Source organism: Pseudomonas sp. B12(2026) (assembly GCF_057767015.1).
Genome location: NZ_CM173430.1, coordinates 5,418,873 through 5,438,360 on the forward strand (window position 1 = coordinate 5,418,873; position 19,488 = coordinate 5,438,360).

Sequence of the window (19,488 nt, forward strand, 5' to 3'; positions counted from 1 at the left end):
GCCATGCGGATCACCGCGAAAAACGCCGCACCCGCGTCTACCTGCAGGAGCGGGCATGGCGTATGGAGCCATGTTCAGAACCGTAGGATGGGTGGAGCGGCGCGATACCCATGCGGATCACCGCTCAGGACTTGATGGGTATCGCTTCGCTCCACGCCATCCTACGAACCAAAAGGGCGCCTCTCGGCGCCCTTTGCTATTCAGCGTGGCTCAAGCTCGATCAGGCAGATATCCGCCCTGCCCGCCACCGTCAGCCGCCACTCCTGCAGCACGCCAGCGCCCTCGGCGATCAGCGTGTCATGCAGCCCCAGCACACCGCTGGCCACACCGTTCAGGCTGGCGTGGATGCCCTCTCCCGCACTGAACAGCAGCACCGTGCTCGCGCTGCTGAAGAAATGCGCCGCGCTATCCAGCTTCAGCCATTGCAGCCGCGCACGATAGCGGGCTGGCGAATAGATCAGGTTGAAGTCGCGGATCGCGCCACCCAGCAGTGTGCAATCCACCGCGCTGGCGCCATCGAAGGCGAAGGCATCGAGCGCACGCAGGTCGCGGGAATCGGTGCCATCCACGTTCAGCCGCATGCCCTCGCCTTCCAGCACGCTGATGACGCGCTGGTAGCCGATGAACGCGGAGAACGGCCCCGGCGCGCCGACGTCGGCGATGGACACGCGCCAGCCGAAGCCTTCCAGGCCGTCGCCGGCATCGCGGACGATCTCGCGGGTGGTGCCCGCGCCATTCTTCCAGGGCATCACCGGGCAGTCGGCGGCGCGCAGCAACGTCAAATCGGTCATGAACTGAAACGTCCCTCCAGGCGGTAGCGCGAGCCCGGATACAGCAGGCGCGCGCTGGTGACGGTATTGCGCCCCGACCAGGTACGCCGGCGGATCAGCAGGCACGGCTCGTGGCGGTCGACGGACAGCAGCTTGCATTCCTCGGGGCTGGGCAGCACCGCCTCGACCACATGTTCGCCCTCGCTCAGCGGCGCAACCTGGGTCAGGTAGGCGAACGGCGTCTGCCCGGTGAAGTCCTGTTTCAGGTAGTCCGGCGCCACGGCCGCGTTGACGTAGCGGTCCTCGATCTGCACCGGAATATCGTTCTCGTAGTGCACGATGATCGAGTGGAAGATGCGCTGCCCTTCGCGCACGTCCAGCGCCAGCGCGCGCTCGGCGGTGGCCAGTTCCTCGATCAGGCTGACCACCACGCAATGATGCTTGTGGCCGCGAGCGGTGATTTCCTCGGCGATGTTCTGCACCTGGAACAATGCGGACTGGCCCTTGGGCTCGGCGACGAAGGTGCCCACGCCCTGCATGCGCACCAGCAGGCCGTCGGCGGTCAGCTCGCGCAGCGCGCGGTTGATGGTCATGCGGCTGACACCCAGCTCGTCGACCAGCTCCGCCTCGGACGGCACGCGGTAGTGCGGCGGCCAGGTGCCGGACTGGATCTGCTGGATGATCAGCTGCTTGACGCGGGCGTACAGCGGCGCGGGAATTTCCCCCATCTGCGCGGCGAGCGACGAACCCTCGGAGGGCGGGGTAGGCGTGGGCGATGCGGGCACGGGAAACTCCTTGTCTGGGCGACGGCGGGCGAAGGCCTGGGGCTGACTCCGGCATGTACCGGATTCGACCGGTGCATACAAGCCCTGTGACGACCGTCGGGTGCCTTGCAGTTTACGGTCTCGGCAAACGTCTGTATATGTATATACAAATTCGAAGAAACCCGCGAGGCCCCGCGCATGTCCGTCCTGTTCGCCGAATCCGCCCTGCTGCCTTCCGGCTGGGCGCGCAATGTCCGCTTCGAGATCGACGCCGAGGGCCTGTTCACCGCCATCACCCCGGATGCCAGCGCGGAGGGCGCCGAGCGCCTGCGCGGCCCGGTGCTGCCGGGCATGCCGAACCTGCACTCGCACGCCTTCCAGCGCGCCATGGCGGGCCTAGCGGAAGTCGCCGGCAACCCCAACGACAGCTTCTGGACCTGGCGCGACCTGATGTACCGCCTGGTCGGCCGCCTGTCGCCGGAGCAGGTCGGGATAATCGCCCGCCAACTCTACATCGAGATGCTCAAGGCCGGTTATACCGGCGTCGCCGAATTCCATTACGTGCACCACGACAGCGACGGCAAGCCCTACGCCAACCCGGCGGAGCTGGCCCTGCGCGTCAGCCAGGCCGCGACGGATGCCGGCATCGGCCTGACCCTGCTGCCGGTGCTCTATTCCCACGCCGGCTTCGGCGGCCAGGCGCCGAGCGAAGGCCAGCGCCGCTTCATCAACGGCACCGACGGCTACCTGAAGCTGATCGACGGCCTGCGCGCGCACCTGGCGAGCCAGCCGCAGCAGAGCCTCGGCCTGTGCTTCCACTCCCTGCGCGCGGTCACCCCGCAGCAGATCGCCGAGGTGCTGGGTGCCGACGACAGCGGCTGCCCGGTGCACATCCACATCGCCGAGCAGCAGAAGGAAGTCGCCGACTGCCTGGCCTGGAGCGGCCGCCGTCCGCTGCAATGGCTGTACGAGAACGTCGCGGTGGACGAGCGCTGGTGCCTGGTCCACGCCACCCATGCCGAAGCCGACGAAGTGACGGCGATGGCGCGCAGCGGCGCGGTGGCCGGCCTCTGCCTGACCACCGAGGCGAACCTGGGCGACGGCATCTTCCCGGCGGTGGACTACCTCGCCCAGGGCGGCCGCTTCGGCATCGGCTCGGACAGCCACGTGTCGCTCAGCGTGGTCGAGGAACTGCGCTGGCTGGAATACGGCCAGCGCTTGCGTGACCAGCGCCGCAACCGCCTCTACGGCAAGGACCAGCCGATGGTCGGCCGCACCCTGTTCGACGCCGCCCTCGCCGGCGGCGCCCAGGCCCTCGGCCAGCCGACCGGCGAACTGGCCGTCGGCAAGCGCGCCGACCTGCTGGTGCTGGACGGCAACGATCCGTACCTGCAGAGCGCCCGTGGCGACGCCATCCTCAACCGCTGGCTGTTCGCCGGCGGCGACCGCCAGGTGCGCGATGTGATGGTCGCCGGGCAATGGCGGGTGCGCGACGGCAGGCACGCCCTGGAAGAACAGAGCGCGCGGGAGTTCGCCGGGGTGTTGCGCGAGCTGCTGGGCTGAACTGCGACCGTCCCGGCGTCATTCGCGAGCACAGGGAAACGCCGGAGCGCTCTTCGTAGGAGATTCTATGTCTACCCCGCCGTATCACCCGCAGGTCGGTACGGCTGTTGGGTGGTCATCAGGGCAAAGGAGATTCTCGCCAGCTTGCGTGCAAGGATGGTCAGCGCCTGGGTTTTCTTCAGTCCCCGCGCCAGGTAGCTCTGGTAGAGATCGCGCCAGCGGTGGGTCCGGGCAGCGGACATCGCGGCGTTGTGCAGCAGGCGCCGCACTTCGGGGCTCCCTTGCTTGGTCAGCTTGCGCTGGCCGCAATAGCGGCCCGACTCCTTGACCCGCACATCCAGTCCCAGAAACGCGATGAATGCATCACCGTTGCGAAAGCTGCCGCGCAGAAAGGCCATGTTCAGGGCCGCCGCGGTCAATGGGCCAATACCCTCGATGGCCTGGCAGCGTTGGCTCTGCTCGCCCAGGCCGGCGTCGTGCAGGGCAGCCTGAATGAGCTTCTCCAGACGCAGCTCCAGCACCGCCATGCGCCGCAGGACCGGTTTGAGTGCTCTCTTGAGCTCGCCATCCTGGGCAAAGCCCTGCCGCAGGGCCGTCGCGCTGCGAACCAGGAGGCTGCGGCGGTGCAGCAGGGTCTGCAGGCGGGTGTAGGTCTTGCTGGGCGGCTGCCAGGGCTCAAGCTGCGCGTGCTCGTGAGCCAAATAGCGGGCCAGGAGTTGGGCATCGCTGCGATCATCCTTGTTACGACCGCCAATCCCCTTGCGGTAGTTGCTCAAGCGATAGCCGTTGATGAGGTAGACCCGGTGCCCCTTGGCATACGCCAGGGTCGCTGCCGCCACGTGATAGGTGCCAGTGGCTTCGATGGCGATGGCGCAGCCGGCGGGCAGCTCCTTGAGCCAAGCCTTGATCGCGCGGACCTCGTTGGGCAACTCGCTGACTTCGCCTGAATGGGCATGGCAGAGACTCAGCGAGTCCTTGCCAACATCGATACCGATAACGGGGACCTGGCTTGTCATGGCGTACTCCGACGGGGAAGATGGAACAACCTGTCGGGGCTCACATCAGCGCAGGCTTGCCGGTATTGTCGGTCTGAGCTGCTACTCAGTTTCCGATGGATTCCTTATCGGCGCTTGGCGTGAGCGCGTGGGTGGGAGAAGTCTCCTACCGTCTGGTTTGCAGAAGCGAGCTTGGTCCCTCCACCCCCGACAGGTTCCTACCCTACGCCATACAAGCGAGCTTGCTCGCGAACCGCACTGCACCGCACTGCACCGGGGCAATCGCGGACAAGGCCCGCTCCTGCGGGAGCTCCCGCCCTGCATCGCCCATGAAAAAACGCCCCTCGGGGCGTTTTTTCATGGTGCGCGAAAGCAACGGCCGCAGCCGGCCCCGGCGCCCGCTCCAGGCGATCCTACTTCAGGTTCTGGGCGGAGAACAGCAGCACCTTGTCACCCGCGAACTGGATGCTGATGAAGGCATTGTCATCGCCCCAGGTGCAGCTGGTCACGCCCAGCGCGCCGGAGCATTCGGTGGGCTTGCCGATCAGGCTTTCGACCTCGGCCTTGGTCATGCCGGTCTTGATCTTGGAATAGTTCTCCTGGTTGATCTTGCTGCAGGCAGCCAGAACGACACAGAACGCGACGAGCGCGAGGCGGCGCAAGGACATTCGACAACTCCGTTGTTTGGGGGCAGGCCAACAATCTTGGCACAGGGCAGCCGGATCGGCCGACCGCTTGGATTCAGAAACGCGAACCGGGTTCCGTGAGGAACCGCCTTTCTTCGGCGCTGGACGGGCGCCCGAGGATGGCGTTGCGGTGGGGGAAGCGGCCGAAGCGGGCGATCACTGCCCGGTGCTTGCGCGCATAGGCGAGATAGCCGGCGAACAGGACCTTCTCGGCATCGCCGGATTCGGCCTGCAGTTCCTCGTAGAGACGCACCGCCTGGTCCTGGCTGGCGAGGTCCTCGGCGTGCTCCAGCACGATGTAGACGAACACCCGCTCGATGCGCGACAGCCGGCGGTCGAAGCCGGCTTCCAGGCCCCGGCGCACCAGTTGCCGGGCGCGAGCGTCGCCGGCGTAGGCGCGCGGGGTGTCGCGGAAGATCATGCGCGGCAGCTGGTCGAGCAGCAGGATCAGCGCCAGCCAGCGCTGCGGCTCGGTTTCCCAGTCCCGCAGGCCGCCGTCCAGGGCCTGGCGCACCAGGCCGCCGAAACGGTTGTCGGAATCGACGTCCTGGCAGGCGCTCTTGCCGAACCACAGGGCCTTGCGCTGCGCGGACACCTCGACGGCATCCAGCGCGCTGCCGAACCACCAGTCCAGCAGCGCCTGCCAATGGGCCTCGCCGGGCATCAGCCTTCCTGGTGGTAGCCGGTGACGCGCTCGACTTCTTCCTTGGAGCCGAGGAACACCGCGACGCGCTGGTGCAGGTTGTCCGGCTGGATCTCGAGGATGCGCTGCTTGCCGTTGGTGGCGGCGCCGCCGGCCTGCTCGATGATGAAGGACATCGGGTTGGCTTCGTACATCAGCCGCAGCTTGCCGGGCTTCTCCGGCTCACGGGCGTCGCGCGGGTACATGAAGACACCGCCGCGGGTCAGGATGCGGTGCACGTCGGCCACCATGGAGGCGATCCAGCGCATGTTGTAGTTCTTGCCCAGCGGGCCTTCCTTGCCGGCCAGCAGCTCTTCCACGTAGCGCTTCACCGGGGCTTCCCAGTGGCGCTGGTTGGACATGTTGATGGCGAATTCGGCGGTGCTGGCGGGGACGGTGATGTCCTCGTGGGTCAGCACGAAGCTGCCCAGCTCGCGGTCCAGGGTGAAGCCCTTGACGCCGTTGCCCAGGGTCAGGATCAGCATGGTCTGCGGGCCGTAGATGGCGTAGCCGGCGGCGACCTGGGTGGTGCCCGGCTGGAGGAAGGCTTCCTCGCGCAGGCTGTCGTTCTGGCTCAGGTACTCGGTCGGGCAGCGCAGCACGGAGAAGATGGTGCCGACCGAGACGTTGACGTCGATGTTGGAGGAGCCGTCCAGCGGGTCGAAGACCAGCAGGTAGGCGCCCTTCGGGTACTTGCCGGGAATCTGGTAGGGGTGGTCCATTTCCTCGGAGGCCATGCCGGCCAGGTTGCCGGCCCACTCGTTGGCTTCCAGCAGGATTTCGTTGGACATCACGTCCAGCTTCTTCTGCACCTCGCCCTGCACGTTCTCGGTGCCCATGCTGCCCAGCACGCCGCCCAGGGCGCCCTTGGACACGGCATGGCTGATTTCCTTGCACGCACGCGCCACCACCTCGATGAGGAAGCGCAGGTCGGCCGGCGTGTTGTGGCTGCGGGTCTGCTCGATCAGGTAGCGGCTGAGGGTAACGCGGGACATGAAGGACTCCAGGGGAGAAGGGAAAAATCAGGGCGCATTCTAGCGTGGAATCGGTTGCGACGCCTCCTGCACGGAGGCCGCACCGAATGCTTGGAACCCGCCAGCCACGGGCAGTTCCCACCTCCCGCGAGCCGGCAGCGGCCTTCAGCCGCGCCCCGCCTTGCCATCGGGCAGCGTCCGGACGATCCCGGCCCAGCCGCCATCGGGGCCGGCGCCGCGTGCGCGGTTCCCCATGCCGCGCCACGGCGGCGTGACGAACGGCACGGCCGGCGGCGTGATCCCGGTGTGGAAGAGGTTGCGGGACGCACCGGGAGAGGCGCGGCAAGCGCCTCTCCCGGCGCTCGGTCAGAAGTCCAGGCTCAGCGCCAGGCTGACGCCCTGTTGCAGGTCGTCGTCGCTGTGGTGCGCGCTGTAGCCGCCGCGCAGCGACAGCTCCGGGGTCAGCTTCTGCGAGAAGCCCAGCGCCAGGCGCTGCAGGTGGCTCTGCGGGGTGTAGCCCTGCAGGGTGAAGCCGTTGGCCGGCAGACTGGTGAAGTTCATCCCGATGTTGCGGGTGTCGTCGGCGTACTCGCGCTCCACCGCCACCTCGCCGAACAGCTGGGTCTGCGCCGACAGGTCGAGCTTGCCCTGCAGGCCGGCGCCGAGGCGGCGGGAGTAGCGGTTCTGCTCGTCGAAGGCCAGCGAGGTGGAGTGGCCGCCGTCCTCTTCGTAGCTGTCCACCTTCACCCGCGCCCAGTCGGCGCTGACGAAGGGCGACAGGTGCCAGTTCTCGCCGCCCTGGGCGATGTCGTAGCCGAGGCGGCCGCTGAAGGCGAGCAGGTTGCCGTCGGTGTCGCCCTTCTCTTCGACAGTGCGCTCGATGAGGGCGAACTTGCGGTTGGCCTCGTCGTAGTCGAGGTAGCCACCGGTCACCGCCGCGTCGGCCCACCAGCGGTTCTGCTGGTACTGCACGAACAGGCTGCCCAGGTAGCTGTTGAGCTTGTAGTCGGAGTCCTCGGCGCCGGCCTCCAGCTTCTGCCGGTAGAAGCCGGCGGCGGCGCCGATGCGCCAGGCGTCATCGAGGCGGTAGCTGCCGCCCAGGGTCAGGTTGTAGCCGAAGCCATCGCCTTCGGCGGCGCTGTCCTGGTCGTCGTAGTCCAGGTGCTGGCCGCCGCCGCTGATGAAACCGCGCCACTGCCCCGCGCCCTGCCAGTTCTCCCAGTCCGCCAGCCACTGGCTGCGCAGTTCGTCCTGGTAGGCGTTGTAGGTGCCCAGGGCCATTTCCGGCAGCAAGGTCGCTTCCCACGGCGCGGCGAGCACCGAGTAGGCGTAGTCGGCGATCAGGCGCTGGCCGGCGATGGTCGGGTGCACGCCATCGTTGAAGATCAGCTTGGTCGGATCGGGGCTGCTGCCGTGGCGGCCGTAGAGCGGGTTTTCCGGGCAGTTGTTGCCGCTGAAGCAGGTGCCCACCAGGTTGGTGCCGGTGGCCAGGCCGAAGCCGCCCGGGTCGGCCAGGACTTCCTTGAGCAGGCCCGGGATATTCAGCGGGATGACGTTGGCGCCGGAGGCGGCGAGCTGGCTGACCAGTTCCTCGTTGAAGATGCCGGACAGCTGGGTGCCGAACGACTGCAACGGGGTGCCGTTGGTGGCCGGAGTCAGGCCGAGGTCGGGCAGCAGCCAGACCATGATGTAGCGCGCGCCCGCGTCATGCAGGGCCTGCGCGCTGTCCACCAGGCGCCCCGCCGCGGCGCGCGCGGTGGGGTCATTGGTGATTTGCAGCTGGAGGAAGTCGTTGCCGCCGCCGGTGAGGTAATAGAGCGCGTTCGGGTCCGCCAGGCGGCCCACCAGATAGCCGTCGCGGGTGCGGGTGGCGCCCCCGGCGCTGACCACCGAGCCGCCCGGCGCGGTGATGGAGTCGTAGATCTGGTCGGTGCGGTAGCCGCCCACCGCCCAGTTGTTGCCGTCCTGGGTGCCGGCGACCAGCGAGGTCGAGGGATTGAGATCGGCGGAGGAGACGCCCAGCTTGCCGCCGAGGATCATCGCCGCGGTGGGGCCGAAGACTTCACCGCTGCCGTCCAGATAGGTCGGGCCGGTGCGGTTGGTGAAGCGCGTGGAGGCGCCGGGCGGGCCGCCGGCGTCGGGGAACTGGCCCGAATCGCTGAGGCTGTCGCCGAACACCACCAGGGTCGAATAGGGGGAAGGGGCTGCCGAGGCCTGCGAGGCAATCGCCAATACGCAGGCAGCCGCCAACGGGGTGAGCGCCTGTCTGATCATTCTGCTACTCCATGCTTGTTTTTATCGGGCGGACAGAACGCCCTCACAGTAGCAGAGTTTTCCCGGGCGGCACCCTATCTCGCGGCCATCTCCGCGAACCTTGCTCAGTTTTGCCGGCGACTGCCGCGCAACAGGCTCAGCGCCATCAGCCCGAGCAGACCGACGCCGGCCAACAGCACGGCCCACAGGCCGTAGCGCTTCCAGCGGCCGTCCGCCTCGGGCTCCGCGCCCGGCGTCTCGACAACCCGGGCCTGCAGGCCGCCTTTGAGATGGGCCTCGCCCATGGCGGACAAGCGCCCGACATCGAAGCCCGGCACCAGGGTGGCCAGCGGCAGGCTGCCATCGGCCGCCGACGAACTGCCGACCGCCAGCTGATAGGGCTCGCCACCGCGCGCGAGGAAGACCACCTCGGTGGCGCGCACGCCAATGCTCAGGTTCGCTGTCGCGCCGCCCAGGCCGCCGCCACGGGCGTCCGGTTGCAGGCGCAGCTGGCTGACCGGGAAGCCCGGCAGTTCCAGTTCCGCCCGGGTGATCTCGCCGCTCTCCCCCGGCAGGCGATAGAGCACGCCACGCGCCAGCGGCGTCCACTGCACATTGCCATCGTGGCGGCCGGAGAGCGCCACCGGCGCCAGGGTATTGGCCTGCTCCAGCGGAATCCGCACGCGCTCCACCGGCAGCGCCAGCGGCAGGCTCCAGCTGAACTCGCCGTTGGCATCGGCCTTGGCCGCCAGCGGCGCGGACCACAGCATGGGAATCGGCCCGCTGCTGCTGCGGCTGCCGCCCAGGGTGGCGCCGCTCAGTTGCGCGGCCTGCTGCGGCGCTTCCCACCACAGGCGCAGGTAGCGCGCCGTCTCGCCGGGCAAGGCGATGTCGTTCTGCTCGATGCGCTGGCCGTTGAAGTCCAGCCGCGCCAACTGCCCTTCGCCGAGGGAACGCCAATGCTCCAGGTCGTCGCTGGCCTCGATGCGCAGGCGCTGGAAGCCGTCGGCCTCGGCCGTCCAGTCCAGCTGCAGGCGGTCCAGCGGCAGGTCGCCGCTGCCGGTCTCCAGCAGCCAGCCACGCAGCACCTGCTGCGGGTCCGACGCGCCCGCGGTGATCTCCAGAATGGTGCCCGTGGTGCTGCGCAGCACTTTCACGCTGTCGGCGGCGGCGCTGCCGCTCTGCCCGCGCAACGGGAAGATGCGCGCCCGCACCTCGCTGCGCACCCGGCTCTCGCTGGCCGCGCTGGTGCGCAGGCTGTAGGGCAGCGCCTCGCCCTCGGCATTGAAGATGCGCACATCGCGCAGGTCGCCGTGACGGGCGGCGAACAGCACCTCGATTGGCAGCTGCAGGCGGTACCAGGGCCCCTTGCCGGCGACCTCCAGCGGCACCCGGTTGGCGAAGTCCGCCGGGACCGGCGCAGCGCTGGCGGCGGAGCCGAACGCCCAGGCGCCGGCGATCAGGAAAAACGTGTTCAGCTTCATGCAGAGGGTTGCTCCTGTTGCGGCTGCTCCTGTTGGGGAGCTGCCGGCCGGCGCGGCGGCAGCGGCGCGAAGTAGCCGACGATCAGCATCAGCACGCCGACGCCGATGAAGGAAATGATGCGTTCCAGACTGCCGCCGCTGGCGCGGTCGACGAGGAACAGCTTGATCACCACCACCGCCAGCAACGCCGCCCCGACCAGCCAGAAATCGCGGCGACCGCGCAGGTGCCCGGCGATCATCAGGCCCAGGGCGATCAGCGCCCAGACGATGGACAGGCCCGCCTGCACCAGCATCGACTCGCGCAGGGCGAAGGCCTCGAATGGCACGCCGCCCCAGTGGTGCGCGGTGCGGAAGACCGCCATGGTCAGCAGGGCGAACAGCGAAGCGCCCAGCACGGCCTGCACCGGCAGGCGCAGGGTGGATTCGGCGAGACCGAGCTGCGGCAGGCCCAGGCGCGTCCACTGGAACACCGCCGCCAGCACGATCAGCATGCCCAGCTCCAGCGGGTTGAGCAGCGGAAGATAGGGCAGCGGTTCCGCCGAACCATCGCTGAACAGGTTGACCAGCCAGAACCAGCCCAGCAGCGCCACCGCCACCGGCACGGCGGCAATCGCCCGGTACTCGCGCTCGAAGGCCGCCACCGGCCACGGCAGGCGGCGCACGCCGCCCATCAGGATCAGGTAGAAGCTCGGCACCAGCGCCCAGCCCAGCCAGCGCCAGGCGTTGTAGTGCTCGGCCAGGGCGAAGAACAGGTAGCGCAGTTCCAGCGCCAGCACGCCGAGGACCAGCCAGCAGCCCAGCACGTGGGCCGCCTGCGCCGCCACGCGTGGCAACAGCCCATCGAGCCGGCGCACTACAAGGAAATGCGCGGCGAACAGCGCCGGCCAGCCGAGCCACCCCAGCTGCGCCAGCGGGTGGTATTCCAGGTTCCAGGCGCTGGCCAGCGCCACCACGGCCAGTGGCGACAACGCCAGGCACAGCAATGCCAAGGCGCGCCATTGCTCGCGCCGCGCCAGCGCCGAGCCGAGCGCCACGCTGACGGCGGCGACCAGTAGCGCCACGTGTTCGCGCATGTCACCCGGCACGAAACGGGCGATCTCCCACAGCCCGGTCAGCGCCCACCAGCCGGCGCCCCAGATCAGCAGCAGTTGCGTCAACTGCTCCAGGCCCAATCCGCCCAGGGCCAGACGACGCTCATGCTCGCTGGCCCGATGCAGGCGCCAGGCACCGGCCAGCGCGGCCAGCGCCAGCACCGCCGGCGTCCAGAAGCCCATGTGCGCCAGCGGTTTCAGTCCTTCGCCGGGCAGGTCGCCGAACAGCGCCGGGCCGCCGATCAGGAACGCCCCCGCGCCGATCACCTGCAGCGCCAGGCCGAAGACGAAGGCCGCGCGCTGCTGCAGTTGCAGGCTCAGCCAGAGGATCAGCACGCCGCTGCCGGCCCAGACGGCGGCGGCGGTCCGCCACGGCAACACGAACAGCACGGCGAGGTTGAGGAAGGCCAACCCCAGCAGCAGGACGACGCTCAGGCCGAGCATCAGCCGGCGGTCGTCGCGCACCAGGGAGTCCCGCGCGGCGATCAGCATGCCGGCGATCAGCGCCAGGCCGATCAGCGAGGCCGTCACCAGCCCGCGCCAGCCCGAGCCGAGCACACCGCTCCCCGCCTCGGCACCGCGCAGGTGCAGCAGGAAGACCGCACCCCCCAGCAGTTGCACCGCGAAGGCGCAGGCCAGGAAGGTGCGCGAACGCAGCCGCAGGCCGGCGAACAGGGTGGCCAGCCCGGCGACCGCCCAGACCATCGCGGTGCCGTCGGCGCCCAGGCACAACGGCGCGATCAGGTAGAGGAAGCCCAGGCCGAAGGTCGCCAGTACCGGCCGCACCTTCGGCTCCCAGCCGCGCAGTGTCCGCGGATCGGCGTTGCGCAGGTTCCGGAAGCCGAACAGCAGCGCCCCGCCGAGCATCAGCGCGCCCAGCGGTGCGCCTTCCAACAGCGTCAGCGACAGCGGATCGGCATGCAGACCACCGAGGAACGCCAGCGCCGCGCCCACCTGCAGCAGCAGCGCGAAGACCCTCGCCAGCGGCCGCTGCTGGCGCAGGCCGAGCCAGTAGATACCGGCGCCCTCCACGGCCCAGGCGGCGGAGGTCCAGCGGGCATCGAGGCCCAGCGGAATCGCCAGGCTGCCGAACACCACGCCCAGCGCCAGGCAGGTCTCCACCAGCAGCAATGCGCGGCCGGCGGTGCGCCCGGCCAGAAGCCGCGCGAGGACCATGTAGAACAGGCCCAGCGCCAGGGCGCTGAACGCGGCGCCGAATTCCAGGTGGCGGATCACCGCGTATTGCAGGCCAAAACCCACCAGCGGCGTGCCAAACAGCACGCTGCCGTCAACATAGTCGGTCTGCCGCGCCGACCAGCGCAGCAGGGCGTCGCGGGAATCGTCCTGCGGCCCGCCGGCAGCCTCGCGCAGGCGGCGGCGGGCGAACAGCAGGCCGATGGCGACGTAGGTGAGGAAGAACAGGATCAGGAACGGCTCGGTCGTGGCGAACAGTTCAGGCGTGTACGAGCGCAGCCCCCAGGCCAGGCCGATGCCGAAGGTGCCGAAGAAGCCGATCAGGTTGAGCAGGCGCCAGGCCTTGAACCAGGCGATGGCGAAGATGCCGGCGTTGAGCAGGGCGAAATAGCTGAACAGCGCGACGTGGTTGCCGCCGCCGGAGGACGCCAGGATCGGCGCGGCGAAGCCGCCCAGCGCGGCGGCCGCGGCGAGGCCGAGGGCGTCCTGGAGGATCGCCAGGATCGCCGAGAACAGGGTGACCGCCACCAGCAGCGCGAACCCGGCCCGCGGGTCGACCAGCACCTCGCCGTGGTTCATCGCCGGGTACAGCTTGATGCCGGCGAACACCGTCAGGTACAGCACGGCGATCCCGGTGCCCTGCAGGATCAGCGCGTAGGCCGGGCGACGATGGCGCAGCCACCAGCCCAGGCCGAGCAGCGCCAGCGCGGCGAAGGCGGTGCCGATGTAGGGGCCCTGCGGCGGCATCGTCATGCCTTCGGTGGCGTAGCGCAGGAGGAAGGCCAGGCCGAGGAACAGCAGCACCACGCCGACACGCAGCACGGTGTTGCCGCCCAGCAGCCAGTCGCGGGCGGCCCCGAAGGCGCGGTCGAACGGGGACGGTGCCGGAGGCTCGGGTGGCAGCGGCGGTGTGGCGCGAGCGACCTGGGGCCGGGGCGCCTCGGCCTCGGCTTGCGGCGCTTGCGCGCGGGGAGCGGGCGCTTCCCGCGGTTCGAGGGCCAGCTCGGACCACTCGCTGGGCGCTTCGACAGACACAGCCGCTGCCGCGGGTGCCGGCTCGGCAGCGGGCAGCTCGATGTCCCAGTCGAGATCCGTCGTCTCCGCAACGGCATGCGCCGGCTCGGGCACGTCAGGCGTAGCCGCCCGCGCCACGGGCTCGGCCTCAGGTGCAGGTGCACCCCGCCCCTGCTGAACGGATTGCTCGACCTTGAGCAGCCGCTCATGGAGCTTGCCGGTGCCGAGCTCGAAGCGATCGGCGAATGCCGACAACTCCCGGCTCATCGCCGCGTTACGCCGCTGCAACGCCTGCAGCGCGATCGCCTGCCCCAGCGCGAGGCCAACCACCGCGCCCAGCACCGCCCCGGTGATCGACTCGCCCGCAGCGGCGCCGATGACCAGGCCGACCAGCATGAAAATCCATTGCATGCTTTCGAATCCTTGAAGTTCTGTACGAATCCATCCCGAACCGGGCGATACCACCCGGGCAGCGGAGTATATCGGCCCGGCCCCTGGCCTGCGCCGACGATCTCGCCGCTTCGCAGAATCAGACGTCGCGACTCTGCCTTGCGGCCACGCGAAGGCAGCTTTTCGCAGGACCGAGGGGGCGCCTGGTCCTTGCTCGCGAACCGACTCCGCAGCGGGGCTCTGTTCGCGAGCAGGCTCGCGCCTGCACAGTCCAGCGTCGCGTCTGGCTCAGGCAACGGGGCAAAAAAAAAGCCGGGCATACGCCCGGCTCTTTCTCACTGCTGGTCGAGTCAGACCTTGCTGCGCTCGTAGCGCTTGCGGTCGTTCTCGTCGAGCAGCTTCTTGCGCAGGCGGATCGACTTCGGCGTCACTTCCACCAGCTCGTCATCGGCGATGAATTCCAGCGCCTGCTCCAGGGTGAAGCGGATCGGCGGAACCAGGGCGATGACTTCGTCCTTGCCCGAAGCGCGCATGTTGTCGAGCTTCTTGCCCTTGGTGGGGTTGATCACCAGGTCGTTGTCGCGGCTGTTGATGCCGGCCAGCTGGCCTTCGTAGATCTCGTCGCCCGGGCCGAGGAACAGCTTGCCGCGGCTTTGCAGGGTTTCCAGCGAGTAGGTCAGCGCGGTGCCGGTGGCCATGGAGACCAGCACGCCGTTCTGGCGGTTGCTCACTTCGCCGGCCTTGATCGGGCCGTAGTGGCTGAAGGTCGAGGTGAGGATGCCGGTACCCGAGGTCAGGGTCAGGAAGTTGTTGCGGAAGCCGATCAGGCCGCGCGCCGGGATGGTGTATTCCAGGCGCACGCGGCCCTTGCCGTCGGGGATCATGTTGCTCAGATCGCCCTTGCGCAGGCCCATCTGTTCCATCACCGAGCCCTGGTGCTGCTCTTCGATGTCGATGGAGACGTTCTCGTAGGGCTCCTGCTTCTCGCCGTCCTTCTCGATGATCACCACTTCCGGACGGCCGACGGCCATCTCGAAGCCTTCACGGCGCATGGTTTCGATCAGAACCGACAGGTGCAGTTCGCCACGGCCGGAGACCTTGAACTTCTCCGGGCTCTCGCCCTGCTCGACGCGCAGCGCCACGTTGTGCAGCAGTTCCTTGTCCAGGCGCTCCTTGATGTTGCGGCTGGTGACGAACTTGCCTTCCTTGCCGGCGAACGGCGAGTCGTTGACCTGGAAGGTCATGCTCACGGTCGGCTGGTCGACGGTCAGCGGCGGGCGGGCTTCGACGTTCTGCGGGTCGCACAGGGTGTCGGAGATGAACAGCTCGTCCATGCCCGAGACGCAGACGATGTCGCCGGCTTCGGCTTCGGCGACTTCGACGCGCTGCAGGCCGGAGTGGCCCATGATCTTCAGGATGCGGCCGTTGCGCTTGGTGCCGTCGTCGCTGATGGCGACCACCGGGGTGTTGGCCTTGACGCGGCCACGGGCGATACGGCCGATGCCGATCACGCCGAGGAAGCTGTTGTAGTCCAGCTGGGAAATCTGCATCTGGAACGGACCGTCGACGTCGACTTCCGGCGCCGGGACGTGGTCGATGATCGCCTGGAACAGGGCGTCCATGTTGTCGTCCATCTTCTCGTGGTCCATGCCGGCGATGCCGTTCAGGGCGCTGGCGTAGACGATCGGGAAGTCGAGCTGCTCATCGGTGGCGCCGAGGTTGTCGAACAGGTCGAAGATCTGGTCGATGACCCAGTCCGGACGCGCGCCCGGACGGTCGACCTTGTTCACCACCACGATCGGACGCAGGCCGGCCTTGAAGGCCTTCTGGGTCACGAAGCGGGTCTGCGGCATGGGGCCGTCCTGGGCGTCGACCACCAGCAGCACGGAGTCGACCATGGACATCACGCGCTCCACCTCGCCACCGAAGTCGGCGTGGCCGGGGGTGTCGACGATGTTGATGTTGTAGCCGTTCCACTTGATGGCGGTGTTCTTCGCCAGAATGGTAATGCCGCGCTCTTTTTCCTGGTCGTTGGAGTCCATCACGCGCTCGCTTTCCGCTTCTTTGCGGTCGAGGGTGCCGGACAGCTTCAGCAGCTTGTCCACCAGGGTGGTCTTGCCATGGTCGACGTGGGCGATGATGGCGATATTGCGCAGTTTTTCGATCACAGTGTCAGTCTCGATAGTGAATCTACGGCTGCCTTCGGGCAGCGGGGGCCGGGCCTCGGCGCGGCGGTGCAAAAGGTCAGGGCGTGAGCCTACGCACCGAATGTGTCGGGAGGTCGGTGGCGGATACTGCCGCCAAACAGTCCGGGCCGGCGGCGGCAGTCCGCGCCTTTATTGCGGACGGTAAACACGCACATTGGTGTGCCCTTCGTTGACCAGGTGGTGGGCGTGCAGGCGACTCATCACGCCCTTGTCGCAGTACAGGAGGTACTGGCGGTTGGGGTCCAGTTCCTTGAACTTGCTGTTGATCGCGTAGAACGGCATGGCCAGGACTTCGATGCCCTCGAGCGCCAGCGGTTCATCTTCCTGGGCGTCCGGGTGGCGGATGTCGACCACGATCTGGCCGGGCAGCACTTCGCCGACCATTTCCACCGGCAGGTCCTTGCCCAGCTCGTCGATCACCCGATCGACGGTCATCTGGGTGGAGCGCTCCAGGGCGCGGTCCAGCACAGCCATGTCGAACTTGGACTCTTCGTGCTCGACGCGGTACGGCTTGGCCTGGGTGGTCGGGTTCACCGAGATCACGCCGCAGTATTCGGGCATGTGCTTGGCGAACTCGGCGGTGCCGATCTTCGTCGCGGTGTCGATGATGTCCTGCTTGTGGCTGACGATCAGCGGGCGCAGCACCAGGGTGTCGGTCACCCGGTCGATCACCGAGAGGTTCGGCAGGGTCTGGCTGGACACCTGGGAAATCGCCTCGCCGGTCACCAGCGCGTCCAGCTCCAGGCGCTCGGCCACACGGCTGGCGGCGCGCAGCATCATGCGCTTCAAGGTCACGCCCATGTAGCTGTCGTCGACCTTGGTGAGAATCTCGCCGACCACTTCCTCGAAGGGCACGCTGACGAACAGCACGCGCTGGGAACGGCCGAACTTCTCCCACAGGTAGTGCGCCACTTCCATCACGCCCAGCTCGTGGGCGCGGCCGCCGAGGTTGAAGAACACGAAGTGGCTGATCATGCCGCGGCGCATCATCTGGTAGGCCGCGACGGTGGAGTCGAAGCCGCCGGACATCAGCACCAGCACCTGCTCCAGCGCGCCCAGCGGGTAGCCGCCCAGGCCCGCGTGCTGGGCGTGGATCACGTACAGGCGGTCGTAGCGGATTTCCACCCGCACTTCCACTTCCGGGTTCTTCAGCGATACGCCCGCCGCGCCGCACTGCTGGCGCAGGCCGCCGCCGACGTAGCGCTCGACGTCGATGGAAGTGAAGGAGTGCTTGCCGGCGCGCTTGCAGCGCATGGAGAAGATCTTGCCCGGCAGCTTGTCGGCGAAGTGCAGCTTGCACTTCTCCAGGATGTCGTCGAAGTCGCCCAGCGGGCATTCGTGCACTTCCAGGAAGTGGCCGATGCCCGGGGTGCAGGTCAGGCGCTCGATCATCTCGCGCAGGACCTTGGGGTCGGTGACCTTGGTCTCGACGTCGAGGTTGTCCCACTCGCCCTCCACCAGCAGCTCGGGATCGAGGTCGCGGAGCACCGTGCGAATGTTCTTCGCCAGCTGGCGGATGAAGCGCTTGCGCACCGGCCGGCTCTTGATGGTGATTTCCTGGAAGACCTTGACGATGAGTTTCATGCGAACCGGGCGATTGCCATGGGACAGAAAAAAAGGGGCCGGATTATATCCGAAATTGCTCAAGACTTGAGCAGAAATCGGAGACTTTCTTTTGTGCGCACCAAAATGGACAGGCGCACCACAATCAGGCACCAAAATGGTGCGCTATTGACCTGCAATTTCCGGTTACGCTCGCCGGAACCCCGCAAATCAGCGGTCCTGCACGATTACGGGCACTGGCACGCAACTTGCTCTCTTGTGATGCAGGTTGCCCTGGCGGACTATTCCGGCCGGCATCACCCGATACTGGGGCACAGAAGTTCCCAGCTCTAATCCCTCCTGGAGGACAGCATGTCGTACAAGTCGCAACAACTGATCAAAGATCATGACGTGAAGTGGGTAGACCTGCGCTTCACCGACACCAAAGGCAAGCAGCACCACGTCACCATGCCGGCCCGCGACGCGCTGGACGACGACTTCTTCGAAGCCGGCAAGATGTTCGACGGCTCCTCCATCGCCGGCTGGAAAGGCATCGAAGCCTCCGACATGATCCTGCTGCCGGACGACAGCACCGCCGTGCTCGATCCGTTCACCGAAGAGCCGACCCTGATCATCGTCTGCGACATCATCGAGCCGAGCACCATGCAAGGCTACGAGCGCGACCCGCGCAACATCGCCAAGCGCGCCGAGGAATACCTGAAGTCCACCGGCATCGGCGACACCGTATTCGTCGGCCCGGAGCCGGAGTTCTTCATCTTCGACGAAGTGAAGTTCAAGTCCGACATCTCCGGCTCGATGTTCAAGATCTACTCCGAGCAGGCCTCCTGGAACACCGACGCCGACATCGAGTCGGGCAACAAGGGCCACCGTCCGGGCGTGAAGGGCGGCTACTTCCCGGTACCGCCGGTCGACCACGACCACGAAATCCGTACCGCCATGTGCAACGCCATGGAAGAGATGGGCCTGGTCGTCGAAGTCCACCACCACGAAGTGGCCACCGCCGGCCAGAACGAGATCGGTGTGAAGTTCAACACCCTCGTTGCCAAGGCTGACGAAGTGCAGACCCTGAAGTACTGCATCCACAACGTCGCCGATGCCTACGGCAAGACCGTGACCTTCATGCCGAAGCCGCTGTACGGCGACAACGGCTCGGGCATGCACGTGCACATGTCGATCTCCAAGGACGGCAAGAACACCTTCTCCGGCGAAGGCTATGCCGGCCTGTCCGACACCGCCCTGTACTTCATCGGCGGCATCATCAAGCACGGCAAGGCCCTGAACGGCTTCACCAACCCGGCCACCAACTCCTACAAGCGTCTGGTTCCGGGCTTCGAAGCCCCGGTCATGCTGGCCTACTCGGCCCGCAACCGCTCCGCCTCGATCCGCATCCCGTACGTTTCCAGCCCGAAAGCCCGCCGCATCGAAGCGCGCTTCCCGGACCCGGCGGCCAACCCCTACCTGTGCTTCGCCGCGCTGCTGATGGCCGGCCTGGACGGCATCCAGAACAAGATCCACCCCGGCGATGCCGCCGACAAGAACCTGTACGACCTGCCGCCGGAAGAGGCGAAGGAAATCCCGCAGGTTTGCGGCAGCCTGAAGGAAGCGCTGGAAGAACTCGACAAGGGCCGTGCGTTCCTGACCAAGGGCGGCGTGTTCACCGACGAGTTCATCGATGCCTACATCGAGATCAAGAGCGAAGAAGAAATCAAGGTGCGCACCTTCGTGCACCCGCTGGAATACGACCTGTACTACAGCGTCTGATCCACGAATACCAATAAACAGCGACAGCATTGAGGCCTCCTTCGGGAGGCCTTTTTTATTGCCCGTGGAAAGTGCGGCCAGGTGATTCCCTGCGTGC

At 67.4% G+C, this 19,488-nt stretch carries 13 protein-coding genes; 2 read left to right on the forward strand and 11 right to left on the reverse strand.

Going from position 1 to position 19,488, the window contains the following annotated elements:
* Nucleotides 1–200 precede the first annotated feature (200 nt).
* Nucleotides 201–791: a HutD/Ves family protein gene (locus AC3B6A_RS25175; RefSeq protein WP_488399819.1), complete on the reverse strand. Its 591-nt coding sequence runs from the start codon at nucleotides 789–791 to the stop codon at nucleotides 201–203.
* Nucleotides 788–1,498: a histidine utilization transcriptional repressor HutC gene (gene hutC / locus AC3B6A_RS25180; protein ID WP_488403706.1), complete on the reverse strand. Its 711-nt coding sequence runs from the start codon at nucleotides 1,496–1,498 to the stop codon at nucleotides 788–790. The genes AC3B6A_RS25175 and hutC overlap by 4 nt, the downstream gene beginning before the upstream one ends.
* Nucleotides 1,499–1,732: 234 nt before the next feature.
* Between hutC and AC3B6A_RS25185 the strand changes: the two genes are divergently transcribed.
* Nucleotides 1,733–3,097 (forward strand): formimidoylglutamate deiminase, encoded by a 1,365-nt coding sequence (locus tag AC3B6A_RS25185; RefSeq protein ID WP_488399820.1) that lies wholly within the window; start codon nucleotides 1,733–1,735, stop codon nucleotides 3,095–3,097.
* Between the two features lie 71 nt (nucleotides 3,098–3,168).
* Here the strand turns inward: AC3B6A_RS25185 and AC3B6A_RS25190 are convergent, their stop codons facing one another.
* The 9 genes from AC3B6A_RS25190 to thiI all read right to left on the reverse strand — a co-directional run bounded on the left by AC3B6A_RS25190 (nucleotide 3,169) and on the right by thiI (nucleotide 17,651).
* On the reverse strand, nucleotides 3,169–4,113 hold the full coding sequence (locus tag AC3B6A_RS25190; RefSeq protein WP_488399821.1) for an IS110 family transposase: 945 nt from the start codon (nucleotides 4,111–4,113) through the stop codon (nucleotides 3,169–3,171).
* A 392-nt stretch (nucleotides 4,114–4,505) separates the two neighbouring features.
* Nucleotides 4,506–4,760: an outer membrane protein assembly factor BamE domain-containing protein gene (bamE, locus tag AC3B6A_RS25195; protein ID WP_488399822.1), complete on the reverse strand. Its 255-nt coding sequence runs from the start codon at nucleotides 4,758–4,760 to the stop codon at nucleotides 4,506–4,508.
* A gap of 73 nt (nucleotides 4,761–4,833) precedes the next feature.
* Nucleotides 4,834–5,442: a DUF924 family protein gene (locus AC3B6A_RS25200; protein ID WP_488399823.1), complete on the reverse strand. Its 609-nt coding sequence runs from the start codon at nucleotides 5,440–5,442 to the stop codon at nucleotides 4,834–4,836.
* Entirely contained in the window at nucleotides 5,442–6,455 is a 1,014-nt protein-coding gene (locus AC3B6A_RS25205; RefSeq protein WP_488399824.1) for a class 1 fructose-bisphosphatase, read from the reverse strand. Before AC3B6A_RS25205 ends, AC3B6A_RS25200 begins: the two co-directional genes overlap by 1 nt.
* A 345-nt stretch (nucleotides 6,456–6,800) precedes the next feature.
* Entirely contained in the window at nucleotides 6,801–8,708 is a 1,908-nt protein-coding gene (gene estP, locus AC3B6A_RS25210; protein ID WP_488399825.1) for an esterase EstP, read from the reverse strand.
* 104 nt (nucleotides 8,709–8,812) lie between these two features.
* Nucleotides 8,813–10,171: a DUF3999 domain-containing protein gene (locus AC3B6A_RS25215; RefSeq protein ID WP_488399826.1), complete on the reverse strand. Its 1,359-nt coding sequence runs from the start codon at nucleotides 10,169–10,171 to the stop codon at nucleotides 8,813–8,815.
* Complete coding sequence (locus AC3B6A_RS25220) at nucleotides 10,168–13,881, reverse strand: DUF2339 domain-containing protein (RefSeq protein WP_488399827.1); 3,714 nt, start codon at nucleotides 13,879–13,881, stop codon at nucleotides 10,168–10,170. The genes AC3B6A_RS25215 and AC3B6A_RS25220 overlap by 4 nt, the downstream gene beginning before the upstream one ends.
* 329 nt (nucleotides 13,882–14,210) lie before the next feature.
* The gene (gene typA, locus AC3B6A_RS25225; protein WP_488399828.1) at nucleotides 14,211–16,028 is read right to left on the reverse strand and encodes a translational GTPase TypA; all 1,818 of its coding nucleotides are present in this window, start codon (nucleotides 16,026–16,028) and stop codon (nucleotides 14,211–14,213) included.
* A gap of 168 nt (nucleotides 16,029–16,196) precedes the next feature.
* Nucleotides 16,197–17,651 (reverse strand): tRNA uracil 4-sulfurtransferase ThiI, encoded by a 1,455-nt coding sequence (gene thiI, locus AC3B6A_RS25230; RefSeq protein WP_488399829.1) that lies wholly within the window; start codon nucleotides 17,649–17,651, stop codon nucleotides 16,197–16,199.
* Between the two features lie 330 nt (nucleotides 17,652–17,981).
* Here thiI and glnA point away from each other — a divergent pair, with 330 nt between their 5' ends.
* The gene (gene glnA / locus AC3B6A_RS25235) at nucleotides 17,982–19,391 is read left to right on the forward strand and encodes a glutamate--ammonia ligase (protein ID WP_488399830.1); all 1,410 of its coding nucleotides are present in this window, start codon (nucleotides 17,982–17,984) and stop codon (nucleotides 19,389–19,391) included.
* Nucleotides 19,392–19,488 lie beyond the last annotated feature (97 nt).

Excerpts from the sequence above, each read along its gene's own strand:
- AC3B6A_RS25175 (WP_488399819.1), bottom strand. The coding sequence starts at position 791 with ATGACCGATTTGACGTTGCTGCGCGCCGCCGACTGCCCGGTGATGCCC.
- hutC (WP_488403706.1), bottom strand. The coding sequence starts at position 1,498 with ATGGGGGAAATTCCCGCGCCGCTGTACGCCCGCGTCAAGCAGCTGATC.
- AC3B6A_RS25185 (WP_488399820.1), top strand. The coding sequence starts at position 1,733 with ATGTCCGTCCTGTTCGCCGAATCCGCCCTGCTGCCTTCCGGCTGGGCG.
- AC3B6A_RS25190 (WP_488399821.1), bottom strand. The coding sequence starts at position 4,113 with ATGACAAGCCAGGTCCCCGTTATCGGTATCGATGTTGGCAAGGACTCG.
- bamE (WP_488399822.1), bottom strand. The coding sequence starts at position 4,760 with ATGTCCTTGCGCCGCCTCGCGCTCGTCGCGTTCTGTGTCGTTCTGGCT.
- AC3B6A_RS25200 (WP_488399823.1), bottom strand. The coding sequence starts at position 5,442 with ATGCCCGGCGAGGCCCATTGGCAGGCGCTGCTGGACTGGTGGTTCGGC.
- AC3B6A_RS25205 (WP_488399824.1), bottom strand. The coding sequence starts at position 6,455 with ATGTCCCGCGTTACCCTCAGCCGCTACCTGATCGAGCAGACCCGCAGC.
- estP (WP_488399825.1), bottom strand. The coding sequence starts at position 8,708 with ATGATCAGACAGGCGCTCACCCCGTTGGCGGCTGCCTGCGTATTGGCG.
- AC3B6A_RS25215 (WP_488399826.1), bottom strand. The coding sequence starts at position 10,171 with ATGAAGCTGAACACGTTTTTCCTGATCGCCGGCGCCTGGGCGTTCGGC.
- AC3B6A_RS25220 (WP_488399827.1), bottom strand. The coding sequence starts at position 13,881 with ATGCAATGGATTTTCATGCTGGTCGGCCTGGTCATCGGCGCCGCTGCG.
- thiI (WP_488399829.1), bottom strand. The coding sequence starts at position 17,651 with ATGAAACTCATCGTCAAGGTCTTCCAGGAAATCACCATCAAGAGCCGG.
- glnA (WP_488399830.1), top strand. The coding sequence starts at position 17,982 with ATGTCGTACAAGTCGCAACAACTGATCAAAGATCATGACGTGAAGTGG.